Here is a 22,032-nt window from a genome sequence, read left to right as displayed (position 1 = left end):
CACACGCGTCCCACTAATACGCATGCCGCGCGCAAGCCTTTCCACTTTTCGAATCAACGTCAAGGGCGTTGCGCACGCTATGTCCGTACTTGAGGGAGTTGACCGCACTACGGACATGTGACTGTGACGTAAATGCCGGTCCAGTCTTCACGACTGGGACACAACTGGACGCGAGAGGCAGAAAAAACGAAAGGCAACTACCGCTCAGCGAACGGTAGTTGCCTTCGTTTCGTTGAAATGCGGAGTTACTTCTCCGTCTGCTTGCGCCACCGGATGCCGGCCTCGATGAAGCCGTCGATCTCACCGTCGAGCACGGCCTGCGGGTTGCCGACCTCGAACTCGGTCCGCAGGTCCTTGACCATCTGGTAGGGGTGCAGGACGTACGAACGCATCTGGTTGCCCCAGGAGCTGCCGCCGTCGCCCTTGAGGGCGTCCATCTTGGCGCGCTCCTCCTGGCGCTGGCGCTCCAGGAGCTTGGCCTGCAGAACGTTCATGGCCGTGGCCTTGTTCTGGATCTGCGAGCGCTCGTTCTGGCAGGAGACCACGATGCCGGTGGGGATGTGCGTCAGGCGGACCGCGGAGTCCGTCGTGTTGACGCCCTGGCCGCCGGGGCCCGAGGAGCGGTAGACGTCCACGCGCAGGTCCGACTCGTCGATCTCGACGTGGTCGGTCTGCTCGACCACCGGGAGCACCTCGACGCCCGCGAAGGACGTCTGGCGGCGGCCCTGGTTGTCGAACGGCGAGATGCGCACCAGGCGGTGCGTGCCCTGCTCGACCGAGAGCGTCCCGTACGCGTACGGCACCTGGACGGTGAAGGAGGTCGACTTGATGCCGGCCTCTTCCGCGTAGGACGTCTCGTAGACCTCGGTCTTGTAGCCGTGCCGCTCGGCCCAGCGCAGGTACATGCGCTGGAGCTGCTCGGCGAAGTCCGCCGCGTCGACGCCGCCGGCCTCCGCGCGGATGTTGACGATCGCCTCACGGGAGTCGTACTCACCGGAGAGGAGCGTGCGGACCTCCATCTCGTCCAGCGCCTTCTTGACCGCCGTGAGCTCGGACTCGGCCTCGGCGCGGGTGTCCGGGTCGTCCTCCTCCTCGGCCATCTCGAAGAGGACCCCGAGGTCGTCGATACGACCGCGCAGCGCCTCGGCCTTGCGGACCTCCGCCTGGAGGTGGCTCAGCTTGCTGGTGATCTTCTGCGCCGCCTCCGGGTCGTCCCACAGGGACGGCGCGGCCGCCTGCTCCTCGAGCACGGCGATATCTGCCCTCATCTTGTCGAGGTCCAGGACGGCCTCGATCGACTCCATGGTCGAGGAGAGGGACTTCAGCTCTTCGGATACATCGACGACTGCCACAGGACCAGCCTAACGGCTGGTGCAAGTGATCCGTCCCGGCCGTCCCCGAGCCCCCGCGCGGGCGGTCCTACGGCTCCGTGGGCGCGGAATTGTTGCTGTCCGTGGGCGGCGCCTCGTCCGACCCCGACGACGTGGCCGCCCATACGCCGCCGCCGACCGCGGCCACCAGGACCACCCCGGCGACCCCGAGCGTGAGGCGTCTGCGGCGCGCCGAGTGCCGGTTGCGGGCCGAGCCGGGGCGGGGCGAACCGGAGGCCCGGGGGGCGCGTGCCGTGCCGCGGGCGCCGCCGGCCAGCTCGTCGGGCGCGGGGACCCGCATCGACGTGTGCGTGTCGCGGTTGGAGTCCTTCGGCGCGGAGCCGGGGATCAGGGAGACGGCGCCGCGGCGGGGGCGCTCCGGGGGCTCCTGCACCGTCTCGGCCTGCGGCTCCGGCTCCTCGGCCTCGGCCTCCGTCTCCGGCTCGTCCACGTCGAGCGGGGGCAGGCCCGCGAGCATCGGCTGGAGCTCGCGCAGGCGCGCGGCCAGCTCGGAGGCGCGCAGGCGGGAGGCCGGGGCCTTGGCGAGGCACTGGATGAGCAGCTGCCACAGCTCGTCGGGGATGCCGGGGAGCGGGACCACCGTCTCGGTGACGTGGCGGCGCAGGACGGCGCCGGGGTGGCCGCCGCCGAAGGGGGTGAAGCCGGCGAGGAGTTCGTACAGGACCGTCGCGAGGGCGTAGATGTCGACGGCCGCGCGCGCGGGCAGGCCCTCGATGACCTCGGGGGCCAGGTAGTCCGGCGTACCGATGATCTTCGTGGCGCGGGTGCGGCGCGGGGTGTCGATCAGCTTGGCGATGCCGAAGTCGGTGAGCAGCGCGGGGTGGGCGCCGCCGGGGCCGAGCTCGCCCTGCATGTCGAGCAGTACGTTCTCCGGCTTGACGTCGCGGTGCACGATGCCGGCGGCGTGCGCGGCGGCGAGGCCCTCGGCGACGTCCGCGACGATGGCGACGGCGGCCTCGGGGGCCAGGCGCTTCTCGCGCTCCAGGCGCGTGCGCAGGTCCGTGCCGCGGACGAGGTCCATGACGAGCGCCAGGTCGTTGCCGTCGACCACGAGGTCGCGGACGCCCACCACGCGCGCGTGGTCGAGGCTCAGCAGGGCGGTGCGCTCCTGGACGAAGCGGCCGACCAGTTCCTGGTCGGAGGCGAGGTCCTCACGCAGCAGTTTGATGGCGACCGGACCCTCGGGTCCCTCGCCCAGCCACACCGTGCCCGCACTGCCGCGCCCCAGGATCTGGTGTGCGGTGTACCGGCTGCCGATCTTCCGTGCCAAGACTGCTCCTACAGACGCGTGTTGGCGCCCAAGCTACGCGGCTCGGACGCCAACCTGCGCATCAGAGGGGGAAATCACCCGTCGGATGTCGACAAATCTCCAACGTCATGGCGGAGTTGCCCCTGCGGGACCGACAACAGGCCCTAGTTGCCGGTTTTGCTCCCCAGGTCGCCGATCCAGTCGGACGCCGTGGAGAACCAGTCGGAGATCTGGGCCCAGTACCCCTTGCCGGTGCCGATCCAGTCCTGGAGCGGGGTGAACTCCCAGACCAGCCAGCTCACCACGAACAGCATCACGATCATGAACAGGCAGCCCTTGAGGCAGCCCAGGCCCGGAATCCGCATCCGGTTGGGGCTGCGACGGCGCGGTTCGCGGGGCTCGCGCGGCTCCGGAGCCGGGCGCGGGGCCTGCCGGGGCGACGGCTGCTGCGGCGGCGGCGCGTACTGCTGGGGCTGGCGCTGCGGCTGTTGCGGCTGTTGGCGCGGCGCGTACTGCTGCGGCTGCTGGGGCTGTTGCTGCTGCGGGCGCGCGACCTGGCGCTGAGGGCGGCGGCGCAGCGGGTCCTGGTCCGGGTCGAGGTACTGGACCTGCGTCTGCTCGTTGCGGTCGCGGGCCGCGCGCAGCTGGTCGCCCCAGGCGTCGGGCATCTGCTGCGGCGGGCCCTGCGGCATCGGCGGCAGCACGGCCGTCGGGTCGGCCTCGCCGCCGTGCTGGTCGTTGCCCTGCTGCGGCATCACGCTCGTCGCCGCGTTCGGGTCGTACGCCGCCGCGGCCGCGGCGCCCGCGATCCCCGCGGCACCGGCCGCCGCCGCGTTGTGCGGCAGCACCTGCGTGGGGTCCGCGTCCGAGACGCCGGGGGTGTCCGGGACCTGGGCCGGGTCGGGGTCCGGCATGAGGAGCGCGCCGACGCCCTCGGCGGCGGCGATCTGCGCGCTGCTCGCGTGCACGCCGATGCCCTCGGCGACGGTGCGCAGGCCCCGCGCGAGGTTCTCCGCGCTGGGCCGTTCGTCCGGGTTCTTGCGCAGGCAGCGCTCGATGACCGTCCACAGCGGGTCCGGGACCGTCGAGGGGCGGCGCGGTTCGGCGCTGAGGTGCTGGTGCAGGACTTCGAGGGCGGAGCCGCCGGAGAACGGGGGCCGGCCCGTGACCAGCTCGTACAGCAGGATGCCCGCGCCGTAGATGTCGACGGCGCTGGTCTGCGGGCGGCCCTCGGCGGACTCGGGCGCCACGTAGGCGGGCGTGCCGACGAACTCGTGGGTGCGGGTCAGGCCCGGGGAGTCGGCGAGGCGGGCGATGCCGAAGTCGGTGAGCATCGGGTGCATGCCGCCCTCGTCCTGCTTCAGCAGGACGTTCGCGGGCTTCAGGTCGCGGTGCACGACGCCGTCGGCATGACTGGCGGCGAGCGCGTCGGCGATCTGCGCGGTCAGCAGCGCGGCCGCGACCGGCGAGAACGGGCCGTTCTCGCGGAGGTAGCGGTGCAGGTCGGGCCCGTCGATCAGGTCCATCACCAGGGCGAGCAGCTCGCCCTCGACGACCAGGTCGCGGGTGCGCACGATGTTCGGGTGCGTGAGGCGGAGCAGGACGGAGCGCTCGCGCAGGAAGCGCATCACCACATCCGCGTCGTTCGCCAGCTCCTCCTTGAGGACCTTGATCGCGACGGTCTCGCCCGGCTGGCCCGCGACGGCCGCCTCCGCGCCCGCCGTCTCGCGCTGGCGGGCCCGCCAGACGGTGCCCGTGGCGCCGCGCCCGAGCGGCTCCTCGAGCAGGTACTTGCTCCCTACCGGCCGCACGTCATGCGCTCCCTGCATCGGTACTTGCTTGGGTCACCCGGCTCCGGGTGTTCCGACCCACTCTAGTGGCGGATTCCCCCGTACCGGCTGTCGATCTTCTGTGGTCCGGGCCGTCCCGGCCCACCCGGGGCCGACCCGTGTTCGACGGAAAGACGCTCAGCTGGGGCCATTGGTTGCCGAGGGGTGACGTGAGCGATCTCAAGAGATTCGCGAGCAGGCACTTTGAGGACGGAGTCGGCCAATCAAGATCACTTAGGCGTGACGGGAAGGTAATCTGCGGCCTGCAAGTCCTCGTTCGAGGGTGGTGGAGGGCGACGGGCGGGCGTGTTGTCAGCGGCAGGTGCAAGGATGCTTTGCAGCACTGGCTGACGTGCCCGTAGCGGTGGGGGGAATCTGCGGTGGGGGACCGCGGGCCAGCCCCTCGTCTCCGGGCGCCCGCGCAGAAGGGACCGCAGGCGGCGATGCAGATCCGGCTTACCGTCGTAGACCCCCTGGGCACGCGCCCCGACGCACTCGCCCGCGGTGACGACACACTCGCGCGCGGTGTTGACGTGCTGGTCACGGCCCCCGCGGGCACCGCCCTCGCCGCGGTCTCCTCCGGCCTGGCCACGGCCGTCGCGGGCGGCGAGGCGGGGACGACGACCCTGTACGCGGGCATGCAGCGGCTCGACGCGCAGCGCTGTGTCCTCGGCGAGCCCCCGTTGATCGACGGAGCGGTGGTCGCGCTCGGCGCCCCCGTGGACCCGGGGCCCGAGCCGGACGACGCGGCGGCGCAGCTCCACGTGGTGGCGGGGCCCGACGCGGGCGGCGTCCACCTGCTGCACGGCGGGCAGATCCGCATCGGCCGCTCCGCCGACGCGGACGTCCCGCTCGACGACCCCGACGTGTCCCGGCTGCACTGCGCGGTGACGCTCGACGCCGACGGCCGGATCTCGGTGGTGGACCTGGACTCGACGAACGGGACGACGGTGGACGGCCGCCCCGTCGACGCCCGCCCCGTCCGCCTCTCCCCCGGCTCCCTCGTGCGCCTCGGCGAGTCCGCGCTGCGGGTCTCCGTGGCGGGCGACGCGGCCCGCCCGAGGCCGCTGCGGACGGCGCCGGACGGGGACGGACACGTCCGGGTGATGCCCGCCGAGGAGCAGCCGGCCGCACCGGCTCCGGCCTCCGTGCCCGACCCCGACCAGGAGACGCGGCACGCGTACGGGGACGCCGCCTGGGGCTCCGCGGGCGACACCGCCGACGGCGCGCTGGGCGGCTCCCGGCCCGTCGTGCCCGCGCCGGAGGCGGACGACGGGACGGACGGCGCGCGGGGCGGCACTCCCGCGCGCGGGACCTCGCTGCCACGCGCCCCGCGCAAGCGCGGTGGGCTCTCCCGGCTGCTGCGGCGCGGCAAGCGGGACGGGCGCGACGACTACGACTACGACGACTACGACGCGGACGACCAGCAGCACGAGATCCACGAACCGCACGTGATGCGCGCCCCCCAGCTCTCCGGCTCCCGCCCCGCCACGTCCTCCGGGGCCGCGTCCTCGTACGAGGAGGAGTCCCGGCCCGCCGCGGCCACCGCGGAGACGTGGCCGGACGCGGCGGCCCTGCTGCTCACCGCGCTCGGCCCGGGGCCGCGGCTGTGGGAGCGCGGGCCCGGTCACCCGGAGGCGCTCGCGGTGCGGCTCGGCAGCGTGGACCGGCCGGGGCCCGGCGGTGTGGGGCTGCTGCCCGCGGTGCCGGTGACCGTGGGGCTCGCCGAGGCCGGGGCGCTCGGGCTCGCGGGGCCGCGCGCGCGGCTGGCGGGGCTCGCCCGCTGCGCCGTCGCCCAGCTCGCGACGTTGCACGCGCCGGAGCGGCTGGAGCTGGTGCTGATCTCCGCGGACCGGGCGCGGCCCCTGGAGGAGCGGGTCGCCGAGTGGTCCTGGCTCGGCTGGCTGCCCCAGGTGCGGCCCGCGCACGGCCAGGACTGCCGGCTGCTGCTCGCGTACGACCGGGAGCAGGCGACGGCGCGTACGGACGAGCTGCTGCGGCGGCTCGACGACCACGCGGCGGGTCTTCGCCCCTCGACGCAGGACGACGACGAGCCGATGGCCTCCACGGTCGTCGTGATCGACGGCGATCCCGGGTGCGCCTCGCTGCGGGAGGCCACGGTGCGGCTCGCCGCCGAGGGCGCCGCGGCCGGGATCCACGTCGTGTGCCTGGCCGAGGCGCCGGCCGCGTCGCCCGCCTCGCCGGCCACGCAGAGCTACGAGGCGGCGTGCGCGGAGAGTCCGGCGTTCCGGGCGTGCGGGGCGGTGGCGCTGCTGAGCGGTGATGTCGCGACGACGCTGCGGTTGCACCGGGCGGCGCAGGGCCAGCTCGTCGGGCACGGCACGGTCGGGACGGCCGACGCGGTGTCGCTCGCCTGGGCGGAGCGGTTCGCGCGGGCGCTCGCGCCGTTGCGCTCGGACGCGGTGGGCGGTTCCGGCGACAGGCCGGGCGCCCGGGTGTCGGCGCCGCTGCCCCCATCGGCGCGGCTGCTGGACGAGTTGGGTCTTGCGCGGGCCACCCCGGCGTCGCTCATGGCGCGTTGGGCCGCGGCCGGGGACGATCCGGACTCGATCGGCGGCCGGGTGTGGGCGGTGCTCGGGGCCGGTCCGCGCGGCCCGGTGACCGTCGACCTCGCGGCCGAGGGACCGCACCTGCTGGTCGAGGGACCGGCGGGCAGTGGCCGTACGGAGCTGTTGCGCTCGGTCGCCGCGTCGCTCGCCGCGGCGGAGCGGCCGGACCGGCTCGGGATGGTGCTGGTCGACGGGACGTCGGGCGGGGAGCGCGCGGAGGGCCTGCGGGTCTGCACCGACCTTCCGCACGTCACGACGCACCTCGCGGCCAACGACCCCGTACGGATGCGGGAGTTCGCGCAGGCGCTGAGCACGGAGCTGAAGCGGCGGGCCGAGCTGATAGGGCGCACGCACTTCTCCGAGTGGCATACGCAGCGGGTCGTGGCGGAGCGGATGATCACGCAGCGCGGGGCGCCGTCCGGGGGTGCGGGTGATCTCGACGCGGCGCCGAGTTCGACGATGCGGCTGCGCCCCGGCGTGACGCGGGAGAAGACGGAGGCCGTTCCTCCGCTGCCCCGGCTCGTGGTGGTCGTGGACGACCTGGACGCGCTGCTGTCGCCGCCGCTCGGGTCGCCGGGCCGGCCGGCCGCGGGGTCCGTCGTGCGGGCGCTCGAAGCCGTGGCGCGGGACGGGGAGCGGCTCGGGGTGCACCTCGTCGCGGCGTTCGCCTCCGGCGGCGCGGTGGGGTGGACGGCCAGGCCGCGAGTGGTGCTCGACGCGGTGGGCTCCGGCACGGACGATCCCGCGCCGGGGCGCGGGGTGTTGCACGGGGCGGACGGGCGTGACGTGGCGGTGCAGGCGGGCCGGGTGACCGGGCGCATCCCGCGGACGGCCACGCAGCGGCCGACGGTGGTGGCGCTGGAGTGGGCCCGCATGGGCGATCCGCCGGACCGCCGCCCGGTCCGCGAGCTGGGCAATGGCCCCACGGACCTCGCCCTCCTCGCCAGCGCCCTGGAACGCGCCACGCGCTCCGTCTCCGCGGTAGAGGTCCCCTCCCTCCTGTAACCCCCGGCACCCCGTACCCACGTCACGGGGCTCCGCCCCGAACCCCGCTCCTCAATCGCCGGAGGGGCTCCAATGTGGGCAACTGGCCGTCCCTGGGCCCGGTACAGGCAATGAAGCCTCTCCGGCGATTGAGGAGCGGGGTCCGGGGCAGGGCCCCGCGGCGTAGGTGCGCGGGGCGGGCCGGGGCGTATCACGACCCCGTCACGATCACCCGGTTTACAGCCCTGGCACCCTTGCCGGTTCTCCCTGGCCGGGCGTAGACCAGTGCGCACGAGACTCGCTCAGTACGTACGTTCAACGTTCAGGACGAGAACGGGGCAGTGATGGGCAGCACTCTTCGCACACGCACCTTCCGCAAGGCCCTCGCGGGCATCACCATCGGATCCCTCGCACTCGCACTCACCGCCTGCGGAGGCGACGACGACAACGGCAAGGGAGGCGAGGGCGGCTCCAAGTCGCCCGCCTCCTCCGTGAAGTTGCCGAAGCTGGACGGCAAGTCGGTGGAGATCGCCGCGGTGTGGACCGGCGACGAGCAGAAGAACTTCAAGCAGGTGCTCGCGGAGTTCGAGAAGCGCACGGGCGCGAAGGTCACCTTCGTCCCCGCCCAGGACCCGATCATCAACTTCCTGGGTTCCAAGGTCGCGGGCGGCGCCCCGCCGGACATCGCGATGCTGCCGCAGCCCGGCGCCATCAAGCAGGCCGTCGACAAGAAGTGGGCGAAGCCGCTGGGCGAGGACGTCCAGGCGCAGCTCGGCAAGAACTACTCGCAGGGCTGGCAGGACCTCGGCAAGGTCGACGGCAAGCAGTACGGCGCGTACTACAAGGCCGCCAACAAGTCCCTGGTCTGGTACAACGCCAAGGTCTTCGAGAACGCCGCCGCCGAGGAGGCGAAGACCTGGAAGGAGCTGCTCAGCACCTCGCAGGCGATCTACGACTCGGGCGTCACCCCGTTCTCCATCGGCGGCGCCGACGGCTGGCCGCTCACCGACTGGTTCGAGAACATCTACCTCTCCCAGGCGGGCCCGGAGAAGTACGACCAGCTCGCCAAGCACGAGATCAAGTGGACCGACCCGTCCGTGAAGGAAGCGCTCACCACGCTCGCCGAGCTGTGGGGCAAGAAGGACTTCATCGCTGGCGGCAACAAGGAAGCGGTGCAGACCGAGTTCACGAAGTCCGTCGAGCAGGTCTTCACGGGCGGCGACCAGCCCAAGGGCGCCATGGTCTACGAGGGCGACTTCGCGCAGGTCAACATCCAGCAGACGAAGGCGAAGATCGGCACGGACGCGAAGGTCTTCCCGTTCCCGGCGGTCGGCTCGGGCGAGCCCCCGGTGGTCAGTGGCGGTGACGCCGCGGTGATCCTGAAGGACTCCGAGGCGGCGCAGGCGCTGGTGACGTGGCTGGCCTCGCCGGAGGCGGCCACCATCCAGGCCAAGCTGGGCGGTTACCTCTCCCCCAACAAGAACGTGGACCTCGCCTCGTACCCGAACGCCGTGCAGCGCGAGATAGCCAAGGCGCTCGTGGACGCGGGCGACGAGTTCCGCTTCGACATGTCGGACCAGACCCCGCAGGCGTTCGGCGGCACCCCCGGCAAGGGCGAGTGGAAGGCGTTGCAGGACTTCCTGATGAACCCGAAGGACGTCGCGGGCACGCAGAAGACCCTGGAGGCCGAAGCGGCCAAGGCGTACAAGGACTGACGCGGCGATGACCTCAGCCGCCGGCGGCGGCACCCCGGAGCCCGGGGTGTCCGCCGCGGATACCGCCGCACCCACCGCCCCGCCCCCGGGCGCCGGAAAGACCCGCAAGAGCGTCACCGGCACCCGCAGGACCGTCGCGGCCCTGTTCCTGCTGCCCGCCCTCGTCCTGCTCGGCGCCCTGGTCGTCTACCCGATCGGCTACTCGATCGTCCGCAGCTTCTTCGACGCGGCGGGCGACTCGTTCATCGGGTTCGACAACTACGAGACGCTGTTCACGCGCGAGGACACCAAGGCCGCGATCAACAACAACATCTGGTGGGTCGTCCTCGCCCCGACGGTCGCGACGGCGCTCGGCCTGATCTTCGCCGTGCTCACCGAGCGGATCCGCTGGGCCACCGCGTTCAAGCTGGTCGTCTTCATGCCGATGGCCATCTCGATGCTGGCCGCGGGCATCATCTTCCGGCTCGTCTACGACCAGGATCCGGAGAAGGGCGCGGCCAACGCCGTCGTGGTGTCCGTGCACGACACGTTCGCCGAGTCCTCCGCGTTCCCGAAGGCGCATCCACGGCCGAACGGAACGCTCGCCGGCAAGAGCGGCGGGCCGTTCCTCACCAAGGAGCCGGTGCGGGCCGGAACGCCCGTGCTGCTGCCCCTCGTCGGCGTGTCCGCCGACCAGATGCCGGAGAACGCCGAGCCCGCGAAGGAGCCCGCCACCGGGAGGGCCGGGGTCACCGGCACCGTCTGGCAGGACTTCACCCTCGGCAAGGGCGCGGGCGAACTCAACAAGATCGACGCGACCGAGAGCGGCTATCCCGGCATGCGCGTGGAGGCCGTCAAGAACGGCAAGGTCGTGGCCTCGACGACGGCCGCCGCCGACGGCACCTTCGCGCTCTCCGCGGCGGCGGACGGGGCTCAACTGCGGCTGCCCGCCGCGAACTTCAAGGAGCCGTACAACGGCGTCGACTGGCTCGGCGACAAGAAGTTCTTCACCGTCCACCTCGGCGGATTCGACCTGTACCTCAACATCGTGACGACCTCGATCATGGTCGCGTACGTCTGGATGTGGGCCGGCTTCGCGATGGTGCTGATCGGCGCGGGCCTGGCCGGCATCCCCCGCGAACTCCTCGAAGCGGCACGGGTGGACGGGGCGAGCGAGTGGCAGGTGTTCCGGCGGGTCACGGTGCCGCTGCTGGCGCCGGTGCTCGCGGTCGTCCTCGTCACGCTGATGATCAACGTGCTCAAGATCTTCGACCTGATCTTCATCATCGCGCCGGGCGCCACCCAGGACGACGCCAACGTCCTCGCGCTCCAGCTGTACCGGTCGGCGTTCAGCGAGGACAACGAGGGCCTGGCCAGCGCCATCGCGGTGCTGCTCCTGCTGCTCGTGATCCCGGTGATGTGGTTCAACATGCGGCGGCTGCGGCGGGAGGGGCGGCGATGAGCACCCACGGCGAGGCGACCGCCTCGACGCACGACGAGACGGTGAAGGCGCCGCGTTCGCTGGCCGGCCGCATCGGCGACCGGCTGAGCGGGGGCCTTCTCCAGTTCGTGCTGCTGCTGATCGGCGCGCTGTGGCTGGTGCCGACGATCGGTCTGCTGTTCTCCTCGCTGCGCTCGCCGGAGGACATGGCGGAGAGCGGCTGGTGGACGGTGTTCAGCAAGCCGGCGCAGCTGACCTTCGAGAGCTACAGCAGCCTGCTGGAGAACTCGGACATCACCCGCTCGCTGGTCAACACCGCGTTGATCACGGTGCCCGCGACGCTGCTGGTCATCGTGATCGGCTCGCTGGCCGGATACGCGTTCGCGTGGATGGAGTTCCCGGGCCGCGACTGGTGGTTCCTGATCGTGGTCGGGCTGCTGGTGGTCCCGGTGCAGCTCGCGCTGGTGCCGATCGCCCGGCTCTTCGGCGATCTCGGCATCTTCGGCTCGATCTTCGGCGTGATCCTGTTCCACGTCGGGTTCGGGCTGCCGTTCGCGGTGTTCCTGCTGCGGAACTTCTTCGCGGAGATCCCCCGTGAACTCCTGGAGGCCGCCCGCCTGGACGGCGCCGGGGAGATGCGCCTGTTCCTGCGCGTCGTGATGCCGCTGGGCGGTCCGGCGATCGCCTCGCTCGGCATCTTCCAGTTCCTGTGGGTGTGGAACGACATGCTGGTCGCGCTGATCTTCACGGACACCGACAGCCAGCCGATCACGGTCGCGCTCCAGACCCAGGTGCGGCAGTTCGGCAACAACGTCGACGTGCTCGGCCCCGGCGCGTTCATCTCGATGGTGATCCCGCTGGCCGTGTTCTTCGCCTTCCAGCGCCAGTTCGTGTCCGGTGTGATGGCGGGCGCTGTCAAATAGAGCCGTGGAGGCCTCCGCGAAAGTTCCCCCGTATGCCACACCAGACGTGACGTGACCTGCGAGTCGGCCGTTTCCGGGCAGCATGCCCGCACCGACTCATGGATGTGTCACGTTGCCCCGGTTCAGTGTCATCGTCCCCGTCCACAACGTGCAGGCGTACCTGCACGCCTGCCTCTCCTCGGTCCTCGGCCAGTCCTGGCCCGACCTCGAACTGATCGCCGTCGACGACTGCTCGCCGGACGGCAGCAGGAGCATCGTCGACGAGTTCGCGGCGCGCGACTCGCGCGTGCGCCCGCTCCGTCTGAGCGAGAACGTCGGGCCCGGCCGCGCCCGCAACGCCGGGCTCCGGCACGCCCGCGGCGACTACGTCGTGTTCCTCGACGGCGACGACACCCTCGCGCCCGGCGCGCTGCGCGCGATCGCGGACCGGCTCACGGACACCGGCTCGCCTGACGTTCTGGTGTACGACTACGTACGCACTTTCTGGGACGGCCGCCAGGTGCGCGAACAGCCGCCGCACCTGCTCTCCGAGGAGGGCGCGGCGCCCTTCCAACTCGACTCCAGGGGCGGCCTGTTGGCGCTGCCGACAGTGGCCTGGAACAAGGCGTACCACCGGGATTTCATCGAGCGGGAAGGCTTCTCGTTCCCTCCCGGCCACTACGAGGACACCCCGTGGACCTACCCAGTGCTGATGGCCTCCTCGACCATCGCGACCCTCGACCGGGCTTGCGTCCACCATCGGCAACGCCGCCACGGCGGCCTCCTCGGCACCACCTCCCGTGACCACTTCGACGTCTTCGACCAGTACGACCGCGTCTTCGACTTCCTCGACCAGCAGCCGGACCTCGACGCGGCCTGGCGCCCGCTGGTCTTCCGGCGGATGGTCGAGCACCTGTCCGCGATCTACGTCAGGAAGGAGCGCCTCCCGGCCCGCGCCCGCCGCGAGTTCCTGCACAAGTCCCGTGCCCACTACGCCCGTTACCGCACGCCCGGCGTCCGCGTCCCGCACCGCACCCGCTTCCGGCACGCCCTGGTCCGCCTCGGCACGCACCGCACCTACCGGACCTTGTGGACGGCGCGCCGCGCCACGGCCCGGCTGTCCGGCGCGACGGCCACCGCCCGCCGCGCCCTCAAGGGGGCCCTGCTCCAGCTGCACTACCGGTGCCAACTCCGGCTCCCCGTACGGCAGAACGAGGCGGTCTTCGCCAGCGGTGACGGGCGCGGCCACGGCGGCAACCCGGGCGCGATCGAAGAGGCCTTCCGCACGTACGCGCCGCGGGTGCGCACCTCGTGGATCGCGCGGCCCGAGCACCACGGCACGGTCCCGGCGCAGACCCGCGCCCTCACGCCCGGCACGGCCGCGTACTGGACGGCGCTGGCCCGCTCCAAGTACCTGGTCAGCGACGCGGGTTTCGATCCCAAGGCGGTCAAGCGGCCGGGCCAGACCGTGCTGCGGGCCCAGCACGGCACTCCGCTGAAGAAGATGGGCCTCGACCTACAGGACCACCCGGCGGCGGCCCGCGGCATCGACTTCGCGGCGCTGCTGCGCGACGCCGACACGTGGGACTACCTCCTGTCCGCCAACCGCCACTCCACGCTCGTGTGGGAGCGGGTGCTGCCCGCCGCGTACGAGACGCTGGAGTACGGCAATCCGCGCAACGACCGTCTGCACCAACCGAGTTCGCAGGACGTCGCGCGGGCCCGCCAGGACCTCGGCATCCCGCGGGACGCGACCGCGATCCTCTACGCCCCCACCCACCGCGACTACCGGACGACCCAGCGCTCCCCGCTCGACCTGGACCGGATGCTGCGCCAACTGGGCCCCGGTTTCGTGATCCTCACCCGCACCCGTCCCACGCACGAGGAGCCGCCGTCCCGTGAGGCGGCGGCGCGGCTCGTCGACGTGTCGGACCACCCGAGCGTGGAGACGCTCTGCCTGGCGGCGGACGCGCTGGTCACCGACTACTCCTCGCTGATGTTCGACTACGCCTGCCTGGACCGCCCCATCGTCGTCCACGCCGACGACTGGGAGGCGTACGAGGCCGCCCGCGGCACGTACTTCGACCTGCGGTCCTTCCCGCCGGGCGCCATCGCGCGCTCCGAGGACGAGCTGACCGACATCTTCGCGACCGGCCACTGGCGCGGCTCGCGCTCGGCGCAGCTGCGGGCTGCGTTCCGCGAGCGGTTCTGCGCGTACGCCGACGGGCGCGCGGCCGAGCGTGTCGTCCGCCGGGTCGTGCTCGGCGAGATCCCCTCCCCAAACCACCGATCCGCAACGGAGTTGACATGCAGCACGAGCTTCCCCGCCCCGGCGCGCTCGACGACGTCAAGGGCTGGTTCCACAACATCGACCAGGTCCTCTTCGACTGGTTCCTGAGCCGGCAGCGGACGCTCGGCCAGCGCGGCGACCTCCTCGAACTCGGCGTCTACCTGGGCAAGAGCGCCATCTTCATGGGCCAGTACCTGGACGAGAAGGAGACGTTCACGGTCTGCGACCTGTTCGACTCGCCCGCCGACGACGCGGCCAACGACAAGGAGATGAACAAGTCGTACAGTACTCTCACGCGCGCCGCCTTCGAGGCCAACTACCGCTCCTTCCATGATGAGTTGCCGAGGGTGGTGCAGGGCCCCTCGCACGTGATCACGTCGCTGGTGGCCCCGGGCAGCTGCCGGTTCGTGCACGTCGACGCCTCGCACCTGTACGAGCACGTGCACGGCGACATCGCGGCGGCCCAGGAACTCCTCGGTGAGGACGGCATCGTGGTCCTCGACGACTTCCGCGCCGAGCACTGTCCCGGTGTCGCCGCCGCGACGTGGGGCGCCGTCGCCACGACCGGGCTGAAGCCGCTGTGCATCACGGCGACGAAGTTCTACGGGACGTGGGGCGCGTTCGAGCCGGTGCGCGGCGAGCTGGGCGAGATGCTGGCGGGCCGCGACGACTTCTGGCACGGCGCGGAGGAGGTCGCGGGGCACTCGATGATCCGCATCGACGGCCGCAAGGCGAAGCGCCCGGCCCAGCCGGTCTCCCGCCACGAGCAGGCTCCCGCCGCCGTGCCCGCGCAGGCTCCCCGTTCGAAGGGCCGGCTGCGCGCGCTCCTCGGCCGCTGACCGCCCCACCTCCGGTGCGCGGGCCCGCGAGACGGCGGCGCGGGCCCGCGCACTCACCCGCACGGCCCACGAAAGGCGGGGCGGGCCGCCGCGGCGGGGCAGGCACACCCCATGCCGTACACGACGACCACCGCACTCGTCCGGGGAGCGGCGCGCGGCGCGACGGCGCTGCGCGGCGGCCGCTTCTGGCGCCCGACGCCGTTCTTCGTCTTCGGCGGCCTGTACTGGCTGCTGCTGACGCTCGCGTACTGGTGGGTGCCGATGGCCCACGACTACGGGCTGCACGCGGCGGTGGTCGAACGCCTGAAGGCGAGCCTGCTGCACCCCGGCCACCCGCTGGTCGACCTGCCGGGCACGGGCAGCCCGTACGTCTCCTCCCCCTACGCGATCGCCGAGGGCGTCTTCGCGCGGGCGACGGGCCTGACGGGCTGGGAGGTGGTGAAGCTGGCGGGCCCGTTCAATCTGCTGGTCGTGCTGACGGGCCTGAACCGTGCCGTCCGCGCCCTCACGGAACGCCCGTGGGCCCCGGTCTGGGCCCTGTTGACGACGACTCTGCTCTGGGGAACGCACACGGACTGGCGCAGCGCGCCCCTCGCGGCGCGCTCGCTGACGATCGACCTCGGCTATCCGTCGACGTTCGCGATCGGCCTCGCCCTGTGGATCTGGGCGTGGGCGTGGCGGCTGCGCCGGGTGGAGGCGCGGTGGGCGGTGACGGGGGCCGTGGCCGTGGGCCTCGTCGCGGTGTGGCCGAACACGGACGCGGCGCCGCCGCACTGGCCCTGGCTCGCCCTCGTCGGCGCCCCGGCGCTGTGGCTGCGCGTGCGCCGGGACCACGGGGACCCGCTGGTCGTGCTGTGCGGGGCGGGCGTCGCGGCTCTCGCGTACGCGGCGCTGACGGCCCCGTCCGCGTACGGCGCGGCGCTGCTGCTGGTGGCGCTGCCGCTCCAGTGCGCGCTCGCGATCGCCCTCGCGGCGCCCCGCCCCTGGGAACGACGACGCCGCGCCCTGGCCGCGCTGACGGCGGCGGGCGCGGCGCTCGGCCTCGCGGCGACGGCGGCGCACCCGCCGCCGGACTGGCCCACGTACACCTGGGCGGCGCGGCACGTCCCGCCCGGCGACGTGGTCCTGACGGACGGCTACCGCGCCACTCGCTCCCTGCCGGGACACGGCCCGCTGCTGGTGGCGCCGCCGCGTCCCGACGCGGTCGTCGACGCGGCGGCGTGGCTGCGGCGCCGGGCGGCGGTCCGCGCGTACCTCTCCCCGGACTCCACACGCGCCGAACGCCGGGCGATCGCCGACCGCTACCGGGTGCGCTGGCTCCTGCTGGACAAGGGCGAACGACTGCCGCCGGAGGCGGTGCTCGTGGCGTGGAGCCCGCGCACGGGCGAGGTGCTCGCGAGGATCAACGGGGCCACGCCCCGCGGGAGTTGACCCGGTCGCTCCTACTCGACGACGAGCTGTACGTCGATGTTGCCGCGGGTGGCGTTCGAGTACGGGCACACCTGGTGCGCCTGCTCGACGAGCTTGCGGCCGGTCTCGGCGTCGACCGAGTCGGGCAGCTCCACGCGCAGCACGACGGCGAGCCCGAAGCCCTCGCCCTCCTTGCCGATGGAGACCTCGGCGGTGACGGCGGCGTCGGCGACGTCCACCTTGGCGTTCCGGCCGACGAGGCCGAGCGCGCTGCCGAAACAGGCGGCGTAACCGGCGGCGAACAGCTGCTCGGGGTTGGAGCCCTGTCCGCTGCCACCCATCTCCGTGGGCACGCCGAGCTGGAGGTCGATCACACCGTCGGAGGAGACGGCACGGCCGTCCCGGCCGTGGGTGGCGGTGGCGACGGCGGTGTAGATGGCGTCCATGGGGACCTGCCTCTCGGGTTGTCGGTGACTCCAGTAGACCACGCAACTCAATGATGCGCAATTAAATTGTGCGCAACTCAATCGTGCGGGGCTACCCTTGACCCATGACCAGCACGGACGATCTCCTCCGGCTCGACCGCCAGATCTGCTTCTCGCTCAACGCGGCGTCGCGCGCGTTCGGCGGCGTCTACCGGGCGCTGCTCAAGGACCTGGGGCTCACGTACCCCCAGTACCTGGTCATGCTGGTCCTGTGGGAGGCCGCCCCCGAGGAGGGCCCCCTCCCGGTCAAGCGCCTCGGCGAACGCCTCCGCCTCGACTCGGGTACCCTCTCGCCGCTCCTCAAGCGCCTGGAGACCAACGGCCTGGTCCGCCGCGAGCGCAGCACCACGGACGAGCGCTCGGTGACCGTCACCCTCACCGAGGCCGGCACCGCCCTGAAGCCCCGCGCCGCCGAGGTCCCCCGCAAGATCGCCACGGCCACCGGCTTCGACCTCACCGAAATCGAATCCCTCCGCTCCCACCTCGACCGCCTGACCCGAGCCCTGGACAACGCCGACCTCTAAAACACCTCGGAGCGCTCCCCTTCAAGCCCCGCCGACCTTTCGAGCCCCTCCGACCTCCGAGCCCTCCCGGGCGCCCCCTTCAAGCCCCTCCGACCTTCGAGCCCCTCCGGCGATTGAGGAGCAGGGCCCGGGGCAGCGCCCCGATCTTCGAGCCCCACCGGCGGCCGAGAAGCAGGCCCCCCACCTTCGAGCCCCTCCGGCGATTGAGGAGCAGGGCCCGGGGCAGCGCCCCGATCTTTGAGCCCCTCCGGCGATTGAGGAGCGGGGTCCGGGGCAGCGCCCCGATCTTCGAGCCCCTCCGGCGGCCGAGAAGCAGGACCCCCACCTTCAAGCCCCTCCGGCGATTGAGGAGCGGGGTCCGGGGCGGAGCCCCGTGACGTGCACCCCGGCGCGGCGCACCGGAAACCCGCCGCCACAACTGCGCCCCCTCCCCCGCCAACCCCACCCCCACGGCAATCGCCAACACCACGGCCGCCGCATGCACCAACCCCCCAACCCCCACATCCGTCCGCCCGGACGCCATCGCCGCCAACGCCACGTACAACGCACTGCCCGGCAACAACGGCGCAATCCCCGGCACCACCAACGGCAACGCCGACTCCCGCCGCCGCCGCGCCACCGCATGCCCCGCACATCCGACCCCCGCCGCCACGACCACCGTCCCCACCAACGACGGCAACCCGAGCGCCGCGAACTCCGCCGCCACCACGAACCCGCCCAGCCCGAGCAGCGCCGCCGGCGCCCAGTCCCGCCGCGGCGTCCGCGCCCGCGCCGCCACGGCCACCGAGAACACCGCCGCCCCCACCACCGGCGCCCCGAGGTACTCGGCCCGCTCCGCCGTCGGCACGACCGGCGCCTCGAACCCGACGAGCCGCCCCATCCCGAGCACGGCCACCACCCCCGCGACCACCGCGGCGAACACCAGCAACGCATCGAACAGCCGCCCGAGCGCGGTCAGATAGTGCCCGGTCAGCGCGTCCTGCACGGCACTGACGAAGGTCACCGTCGGCAGCAGCCCCAGCACCCCCGCGACCACGACGGACTGGACGGTCGACGGCGGCGCGCCGTGACTGAGGAGGACGGCCGCCCCGGCCGCCGGCATCGCGGAGACGGCCGCCCGGTAGAACGCGGGCACCCCGTTGCGCCCCAGCCACCCGCTCAAGTACGCCCCGAGCAGCCCCACCACGAACGCGCACACGGAGGCCAGCGCCCCGCCACCGAACGCGATACCGCCACCGGCGGCCACGAACCCGGTCTGCACCGGAACCCGCCACACGGCCCACCGCCCACGGTCCGCGGGCGCGTCGAGGATCCGCGCCGCGCCGGCCCGCGCCTCGTCGAGCCCCAGCTGCCGCGCGCTGATCCGCTCGACGAGCGCGTGGATGCGCCCCAACGTACGGAAGTCCGTGCCGTGCTTACGGATCACCCGGTTCGCGTGCAGCGGCGTCAGCTCACCGGGCGCGTGCCCGGACAGCGCCACGGAGCCGAGCGTGACCTGCGGCTCGCAGTAGCTGAGCCCGTACGTCTCGGCGACGACGAGCATCCCCGCGACGGCCTCCTCCGCGGAGGCCCCGTACGACAGGAGCGCCTCCCCGAGCCGCGTCGCGAGCTCGGCGACCCGCGCGCCGTAGGCCTCCATGTCGGCCCGGCCGTCGTCGTGCAGCAACTCCCCGCCGTAGCCGTAACTCCTGGTCGGCTCGATGCCGCGCAGCCGGGGCAGCGCCTTGTTCAGCCAGGGGTCGGTGAGGGCGGCGGAAGCGGGGGTGCGGGTCCTCGAAGGCATACAAATGGAGCGTAACGGACATCACACTTGAACGACTTAAGAGTTCCGCTCCGAAAAACAGCCCCCGTCACGCCGACCGCGACTCCCGCCGCCGAGCCGGCCGTCACAACGCCTTGAGCGCCGCCGCCGTCCCCGCGGACAACCGCCCCAGATACCCCTTCGGCAGCTTCGGCGTCCGCACCACCACCGTGCGCCAGTACAGCGGCCCCGAGACGAGGTCCAGGGCGAGCTCCTCGTCGAGGCCCGCCTTCAGCTCGCCCCGCTCCACCGCCGCCCGCACGATCCCGCTCGCCACCCCGTGCTGCCCCTCGCGCAGCGCCTTCTGGAGCGCCTCGGCGATGTCCGGGTTGCGGGCCGCCTCGGCCTGGAGGTCCGGGATGATCTGGCCCGCCACGGGGTGGCGCAGCGCGCGCGACGTGACCTCGTACAGGAGCCGGAGATCGCCCTCCAGGGAGCCGGTGTCGGGGGCGGGCAGGCCCTGCACCGCTATCGCCGAGACCAGGTCGAGGACCAGGTGGAGCTTGGACTTCCAGCGGCGGTAGACGGCCGTCTTGCCGACGCCCGCGCGGCGCGCGATGCCCTCGATGGACATCCGGGCGTAGCCCACCGAGGCCAGCTCCTCGAAGACGGCGGAGCGGATGGCCTCCGTCACGTCCTCGCGCAGGACGGCCGCGCCGGCGGGGGCCCTGCGGCGCGGCGGCTTCGGGGATGCGGCGTTGGTCGTCATACGGCACAGCATAGGTGCGCGACGACGAAACGGTTGCGTTCCGACGTAAGAACGGCCTACGCTCACGTCACGACGATACGGACCCGTCCCGACGTGAACGGCGGATGAACACCGGTCGTCGCCCACCCCCCTCGACCGAAAGCAGCGGATGTGAGCCAGGTCCTGGACGCGCCTCCCCCGCAAGAGGCGCCGCGGTCCGTCCCCGCCCCGGAGGATCCGGCGGCCCTCGCCGCCCGGCACGGGCTGAGCGTCAGCGGCGCGCGGCCCTCGCTGCCCGCGTACGTACGCCAGTTGTGGCGGCGCAGGCACTTCATCTCGTCCTTCTCGACCGCCAAGCTCACCGCCCAGTACAGCCAGGCGAAGCTCGGCCAGGTCTGGCAGGTGCTGACGCCGCTGCTGAACGCGGCGGTCTACTACCTCATCTTCGGCAAGCTCATGGGCACCAGCCGGGGCGTGCCGGACTACATCCCGTTCCTGGTCACGGGCGTGTTCGTGTGGACGTTCACGCAGTCGTCGGTGATGGCGGGGACGAAGGCGATCTCCGGGAACCTGGGGCTCGTGCGGGCGCTGCACTTCCCGCGGGCCGCGCTCCCGATCTCGTTCTGCCTCCAGCAGCTCCAGCAGCTGCTGTTCTCGATGTGCGCGCTCGTGGTGATCCTGCTGTGCGCGGGCGTGCCGCCGGCGCCGTCGTGGGTGCTGGCCGTGCCCGCGCTGACGCTCCAGTTCACGTTCAACACCGGGCTCGCGCTGATCATGGCGCGGCTCGGCTCGAAGACCCCGGACCTCGCGCAGCTGATGCCGTTCCTGCTGCGTACGTGGATGTACGCGTCGGGCGTGATGTGGAGCCTCACGCATCTGACCGCCGGCCGGGACGTGCCGTCGGCGGTGACGGTCCTGCTCCGGGCGAACCCGGCCGCCGTCTACATCGACCTGATGCGCTTCGCGCTCATCGACAGCTTCAGCGCGGACCAACTGCCGCACCACATCTGGGCGTTGGCGGTCGGCTGGGCACTGCTCGCCGGGGTCGGCGGATTCATCTACTTCTGGAAGGCCGAGGAGACGTACGGACGTGGCTGAGCACACCGGACAACAGGTCCCGACCGTCATCGCGGACGGCGTCGACATCGTCTACCGCGTCAACGGCACCGGCGCGGGCCGCGGCGCCGCGACCGCCGCCCTCAGCCGGATCCTCGGCGGCCGCAAGAAGGCCGAGCGCCGGGCCGGGGTGCGCACGGTGCACGCGGTGCGGAACGTGTCCTTCACCGCCTACCGCGGCGAGGCCATCGGCCTCATCGGCACCAACGGGTCCGGGAAATCCACCCTGTTGAAGGCCGTCGCCGGTCTGCTGCCCACCGAGAACGGACGGATCTACACCGACGGCCAGCCCTCCCTGCTCGGCGTGAACGCGGCCCTCATGAACGACCTCACCGGCGAGCGCAACGTGCGGCTCGGCGGCCTCGCGATGGGCATGAGCCGCGAGCAGGTCCGGGACCGCTACGACGACATCGTCGACTTCTCCGGCATCAACGAGAAGGGCGACTTCATCACGCTGCCGATGCGGACCTACTCCTCCGGCATGGCCGCCCGCCTGCGGTTCTCCATCGCCGCGGCCAAGGACCACGACGTCCTGCTCATCGACGAGGCGCTGGCCACCGGCGACCGCGCCTTCCAGAAGCGCGCCGAGCAGCGCGTCAAGGAGCTGCGGCGGCGCGCGGGCACCGTGTTCCTCGTCAGCCACAGCAACAAGTCGATCCGGGACACCTGCGACCGGGTGCTGTGGCTGGAGCGCGGCGAGCTGCGGATGGACGGGCCGACCGCCGACGTCCTCAAGGAGTACGAGGCGTTCACCAACGCCACCGGCGACAAGCCGAAGCCCAAGGCGAGGAAGCCGAAGGCACCCGTGGCCGCGTAGGC

At 72.5% G+C, this 22,032-nt stretch carries 16 protein-coding genes; 10 read left to right on the top strand and 6 right to left on the bottom strand.

Going from position 1 to position 22,032, the window contains the following annotated elements; genetic code table 11:
• Positions 1 to 245: 245 nt before the first annotated feature.
• The 3 genes from prfB to ACYBSK_RS03655 form a co-directional block, all read right to left on the bottom strand.
• Positions 246 to 1,352 carry a peptide chain release factor 2 gene (prfB, locus tag ACYBSK_RS03665; protein WP_457475368.1) on the bottom strand — a complete coding sequence of 369 codons (1,107 nt, stop codon included), beginning with the start codon at positions 1,350 to 1,352 and terminating at the stop codon, positions 246 to 248.
• Between the two features lie 67 nt (positions 1,353 to 1,419).
• A complete protein-coding gene (locus ACYBSK_RS03660) occupies positions 1,420 to 2,661 on the bottom strand; it encodes a serine/threonine-protein kinase (RefSeq protein WP_457475367.1) in 1,242 nt (413 codons plus the stop codon).
• A 143-nt stretch (positions 2,662 to 2,804) separates the two neighbouring features.
• Positions 2,805 to 4,451 carry a serine/threonine-protein kinase gene (locus tag ACYBSK_RS03655; RefSeq protein WP_460245154.1) on the bottom strand — a complete coding sequence of 549 codons (1,647 nt, stop codon included), beginning with the start codon at positions 4,449 to 4,451 and terminating at the stop codon, positions 2,805 to 2,807.
• A gap of 461 nt (positions 4,452 to 4,912) precedes the next feature.
• Here ACYBSK_RS03655 and ACYBSK_RS03650 point away from each other — a divergent pair, with 461 nt between their 5' ends.
• The 7 genes from ACYBSK_RS03650 (at position 4,913) to ACYBSK_RS03620 (ending at position 16,620) form a co-directional block, all read left to right on the top strand.
• Positions 4,913 to 8,044 (top strand): FHA domain-containing protein, encoded by a 3,132-nt coding sequence (locus ACYBSK_RS03650; RefSeq protein ID WP_460245153.1) that lies wholly within the window; start codon positions 4,913 to 4,915, stop codon positions 8,042 to 8,044.
• A gap of 323 nt (positions 8,045 to 8,367) precedes the next feature.
• Positions 8,368 to 9,738 carry an ABC transporter substrate-binding protein gene (locus tag ACYBSK_RS03645; protein ID WP_460245152.1) on the top strand — a complete coding sequence of 457 codons (1,371 nt, stop codon included), beginning with the start codon at positions 8,368 to 8,370 and terminating at the stop codon, positions 9,736 to 9,738.
• Between the two features lie 7 nt (positions 9,739 to 9,745).
• Positions 9,746 to 11,179: a carbohydrate ABC transporter permease gene (locus ACYBSK_RS03640; RefSeq protein WP_460245151.1), complete on the top strand. Its 1,434-nt coding sequence runs from the start codon at positions 9,746 to 9,748 to the stop codon at positions 11,177 to 11,179.
• Positions 11,176 to 12,081, top strand: coding sequence for a carbohydrate ABC transporter permease (locus ACYBSK_RS03635; RefSeq protein ID WP_457475362.1), 906 nt, complete (start codon positions 11,176 to 11,178; stop codon positions 12,079 to 12,081). The genes ACYBSK_RS03640 and ACYBSK_RS03635 overlap by 4 nt, the downstream gene beginning before the upstream one ends.
• A 112-nt stretch (positions 12,082 to 12,193) precedes the next feature.
• Positions 12,194 to 14,458 carry a bifunctional glycosyltransferase/CDP-glycerol:glycerophosphate glycerophosphotransferase gene (locus ACYBSK_RS03630; RefSeq protein WP_460245150.1) on the top strand — a complete coding sequence of 755 codons (2,265 nt, stop codon included), beginning with the start codon at positions 12,194 to 12,196 and terminating at the stop codon, positions 14,456 to 14,458.
• Positions 14,368 to 15,189, top strand: a complete 822-nt coding sequence (locus tag ACYBSK_RS03625) for a class I SAM-dependent methyltransferase (RefSeq protein ID WP_460245149.1) — start codon at positions 14,368 to 14,370, stop codon at positions 15,187 to 15,189. The genes ACYBSK_RS03630 and ACYBSK_RS03625 overlap by 91 nt, the downstream gene beginning before the upstream one ends.
• Positions 15,190 to 15,300: 111 nt before the next feature.
• Entirely contained in the window at positions 15,301 to 16,620 is a 1,320-nt protein-coding gene (locus tag ACYBSK_RS03620; RefSeq protein ID WP_460245148.1) for a hypothetical protein, read from the top strand.
• A gap of 11 nt (positions 16,621 to 16,631) precedes the next feature.
• On the opposite strand, the gene ACYBSK_RS03615 is transcribed toward ACYBSK_RS03620, so the two are convergent.
• Positions 16,632 to 17,045, bottom strand: a complete 414-nt coding sequence (locus ACYBSK_RS03615; protein ID WP_457475358.1) for an organic hydroperoxide resistance protein — start codon at positions 17,043 to 17,045, stop codon at positions 16,632 to 16,634.
• Positions 17,046 to 17,149: 104 nt separating this feature from the next.
• Here ACYBSK_RS03615 and ACYBSK_RS03610 point away from each other — a divergent pair, with 104 nt between their 5' ends.
• The gene (locus tag ACYBSK_RS03610; protein WP_460245147.1) at positions 17,150 to 17,608 is read left to right on the top strand and encodes a MarR family winged helix-turn-helix transcriptional regulator; all 459 of its coding nucleotides are present in this window, start codon (positions 17,150 to 17,152) and stop codon (positions 17,606 to 17,608) included.
• A gap of 79 nt (positions 17,609 to 17,687) precedes the next feature.
• Here ACYBSK_RS03610 and ACYBSK_RS03605 read toward each other — a convergent pair whose 3' ends face one another.
• Together ACYBSK_RS03605 and ACYBSK_RS03600 are read right to left on the bottom strand one after the other, a co-directional pair.
• Positions 17,688 to 19,391: a threonine/serine exporter family protein gene (locus ACYBSK_RS03605; protein ID WP_460245146.1), complete on the bottom strand. Its 1,704-nt coding sequence runs from the start codon at positions 19,389 to 19,391 to the stop codon at positions 17,688 to 17,690.
• A gap of 103 nt (positions 19,392 to 19,494) precedes the next feature.
• Positions 19,495 to 20,118, bottom strand: coding sequence for a TetR/AcrR family transcriptional regulator (locus ACYBSK_RS03600; protein WP_457475355.1), 624 nt, complete (start codon positions 20,116 to 20,118; stop codon positions 19,495 to 19,497).
• Between the two features lie 150 nt (positions 20,119 to 20,268).
• On the opposite strand from ACYBSK_RS03600, the gene ACYBSK_RS03595 reads away from it, so the two are divergent.
• Positions 20,269 to 21,195 (top strand): ABC transporter permease, encoded by a 927-nt coding sequence (locus tag ACYBSK_RS03595; protein ID WP_460245145.1) that lies wholly within the window; start codon positions 20,269 to 20,271, stop codon positions 21,193 to 21,195.
• The gene (locus ACYBSK_RS03590; RefSeq protein ID WP_460245144.1) at positions 21,188 to 22,030 is read left to right on the top strand and encodes an ABC transporter ATP-binding protein; all 843 of its coding nucleotides are present in this window, start codon (positions 21,188 to 21,190) and stop codon (positions 22,028 to 22,030) included. Before ACYBSK_RS03595 ends, ACYBSK_RS03590 begins: the two co-directional genes overlap by 8 nt.
• Positions 22,031 to 22,032: the final 2 nt, after the last annotated feature.

The organism is Streptomyces sp. BYX5S (assembly GCF_054724165.1).
This window is presented reverse-complemented; position numbering and strand designations above follow the sequence as displayed.

Coding starts and splice junctions, on each gene's coding strand:
- ACYBSK_RS03610 (WP_460245147.1), top strand. CDS start 17,150: ATGACCAGCACGGACGATCTCCTCCGGCTCGACCGCCAGATCTGCTTC.
- ACYBSK_RS03605 (WP_460245146.1), bottom strand. CDS start 19,391: ATGCCTTCGAGGACCCGCACCCCCGCTTCCGCCGCCCTCACCGACCCC.
- ACYBSK_RS03620 (WP_460245148.1), top strand. CDS start 15,301: ATGCCGTACACGACGACCACCGCACTCGTCCGGGGAGCGGCGCGCGGC.
- ACYBSK_RS03635 (WP_457475362.1), top strand. CDS start 11,176: ATGAGCACCCACGGCGAGGCGACCGCCTCGACGCACGACGAGACGGTG.
- ACYBSK_RS03600 (WP_457475355.1), bottom strand. CDS start 20,118: ATGACGACCAACGCCGCATCCCCGAAGCCGCCGCGCCGCAGGGCCCCC.
- ACYBSK_RS03615 (WP_457475358.1), bottom strand. CDS start 17,045: ATGGACGCCATCTACACCGCCGTCGCCACCGCCACCCACGGCCGGGAC.
- ACYBSK_RS03640 (WP_460245151.1), top strand. CDS start 9,746: ATGACCTCAGCCGCCGGCGGCGGCACCCCGGAGCCCGGGGTGTCCGCC.
- ACYBSK_RS03645 (WP_460245152.1), top strand. CDS start 8,368: ATGGGCAGCACTCTTCGCACACGCACCTTCCGCAAGGCCCTCGCGGGC.
- ACYBSK_RS03650 (WP_460245153.1), top strand. CDS start 4,913: ATGCAGATCCGGCTTACCGTCGTAGACCCCCTGGGCACGCGCCCCGAC.
- ACYBSK_RS03625 (WP_460245149.1), top strand. CDS start 14,368: ATGCAGCACGAGCTTCCCCGCCCCGGCGCGCTCGACGACGTCAAGGGC.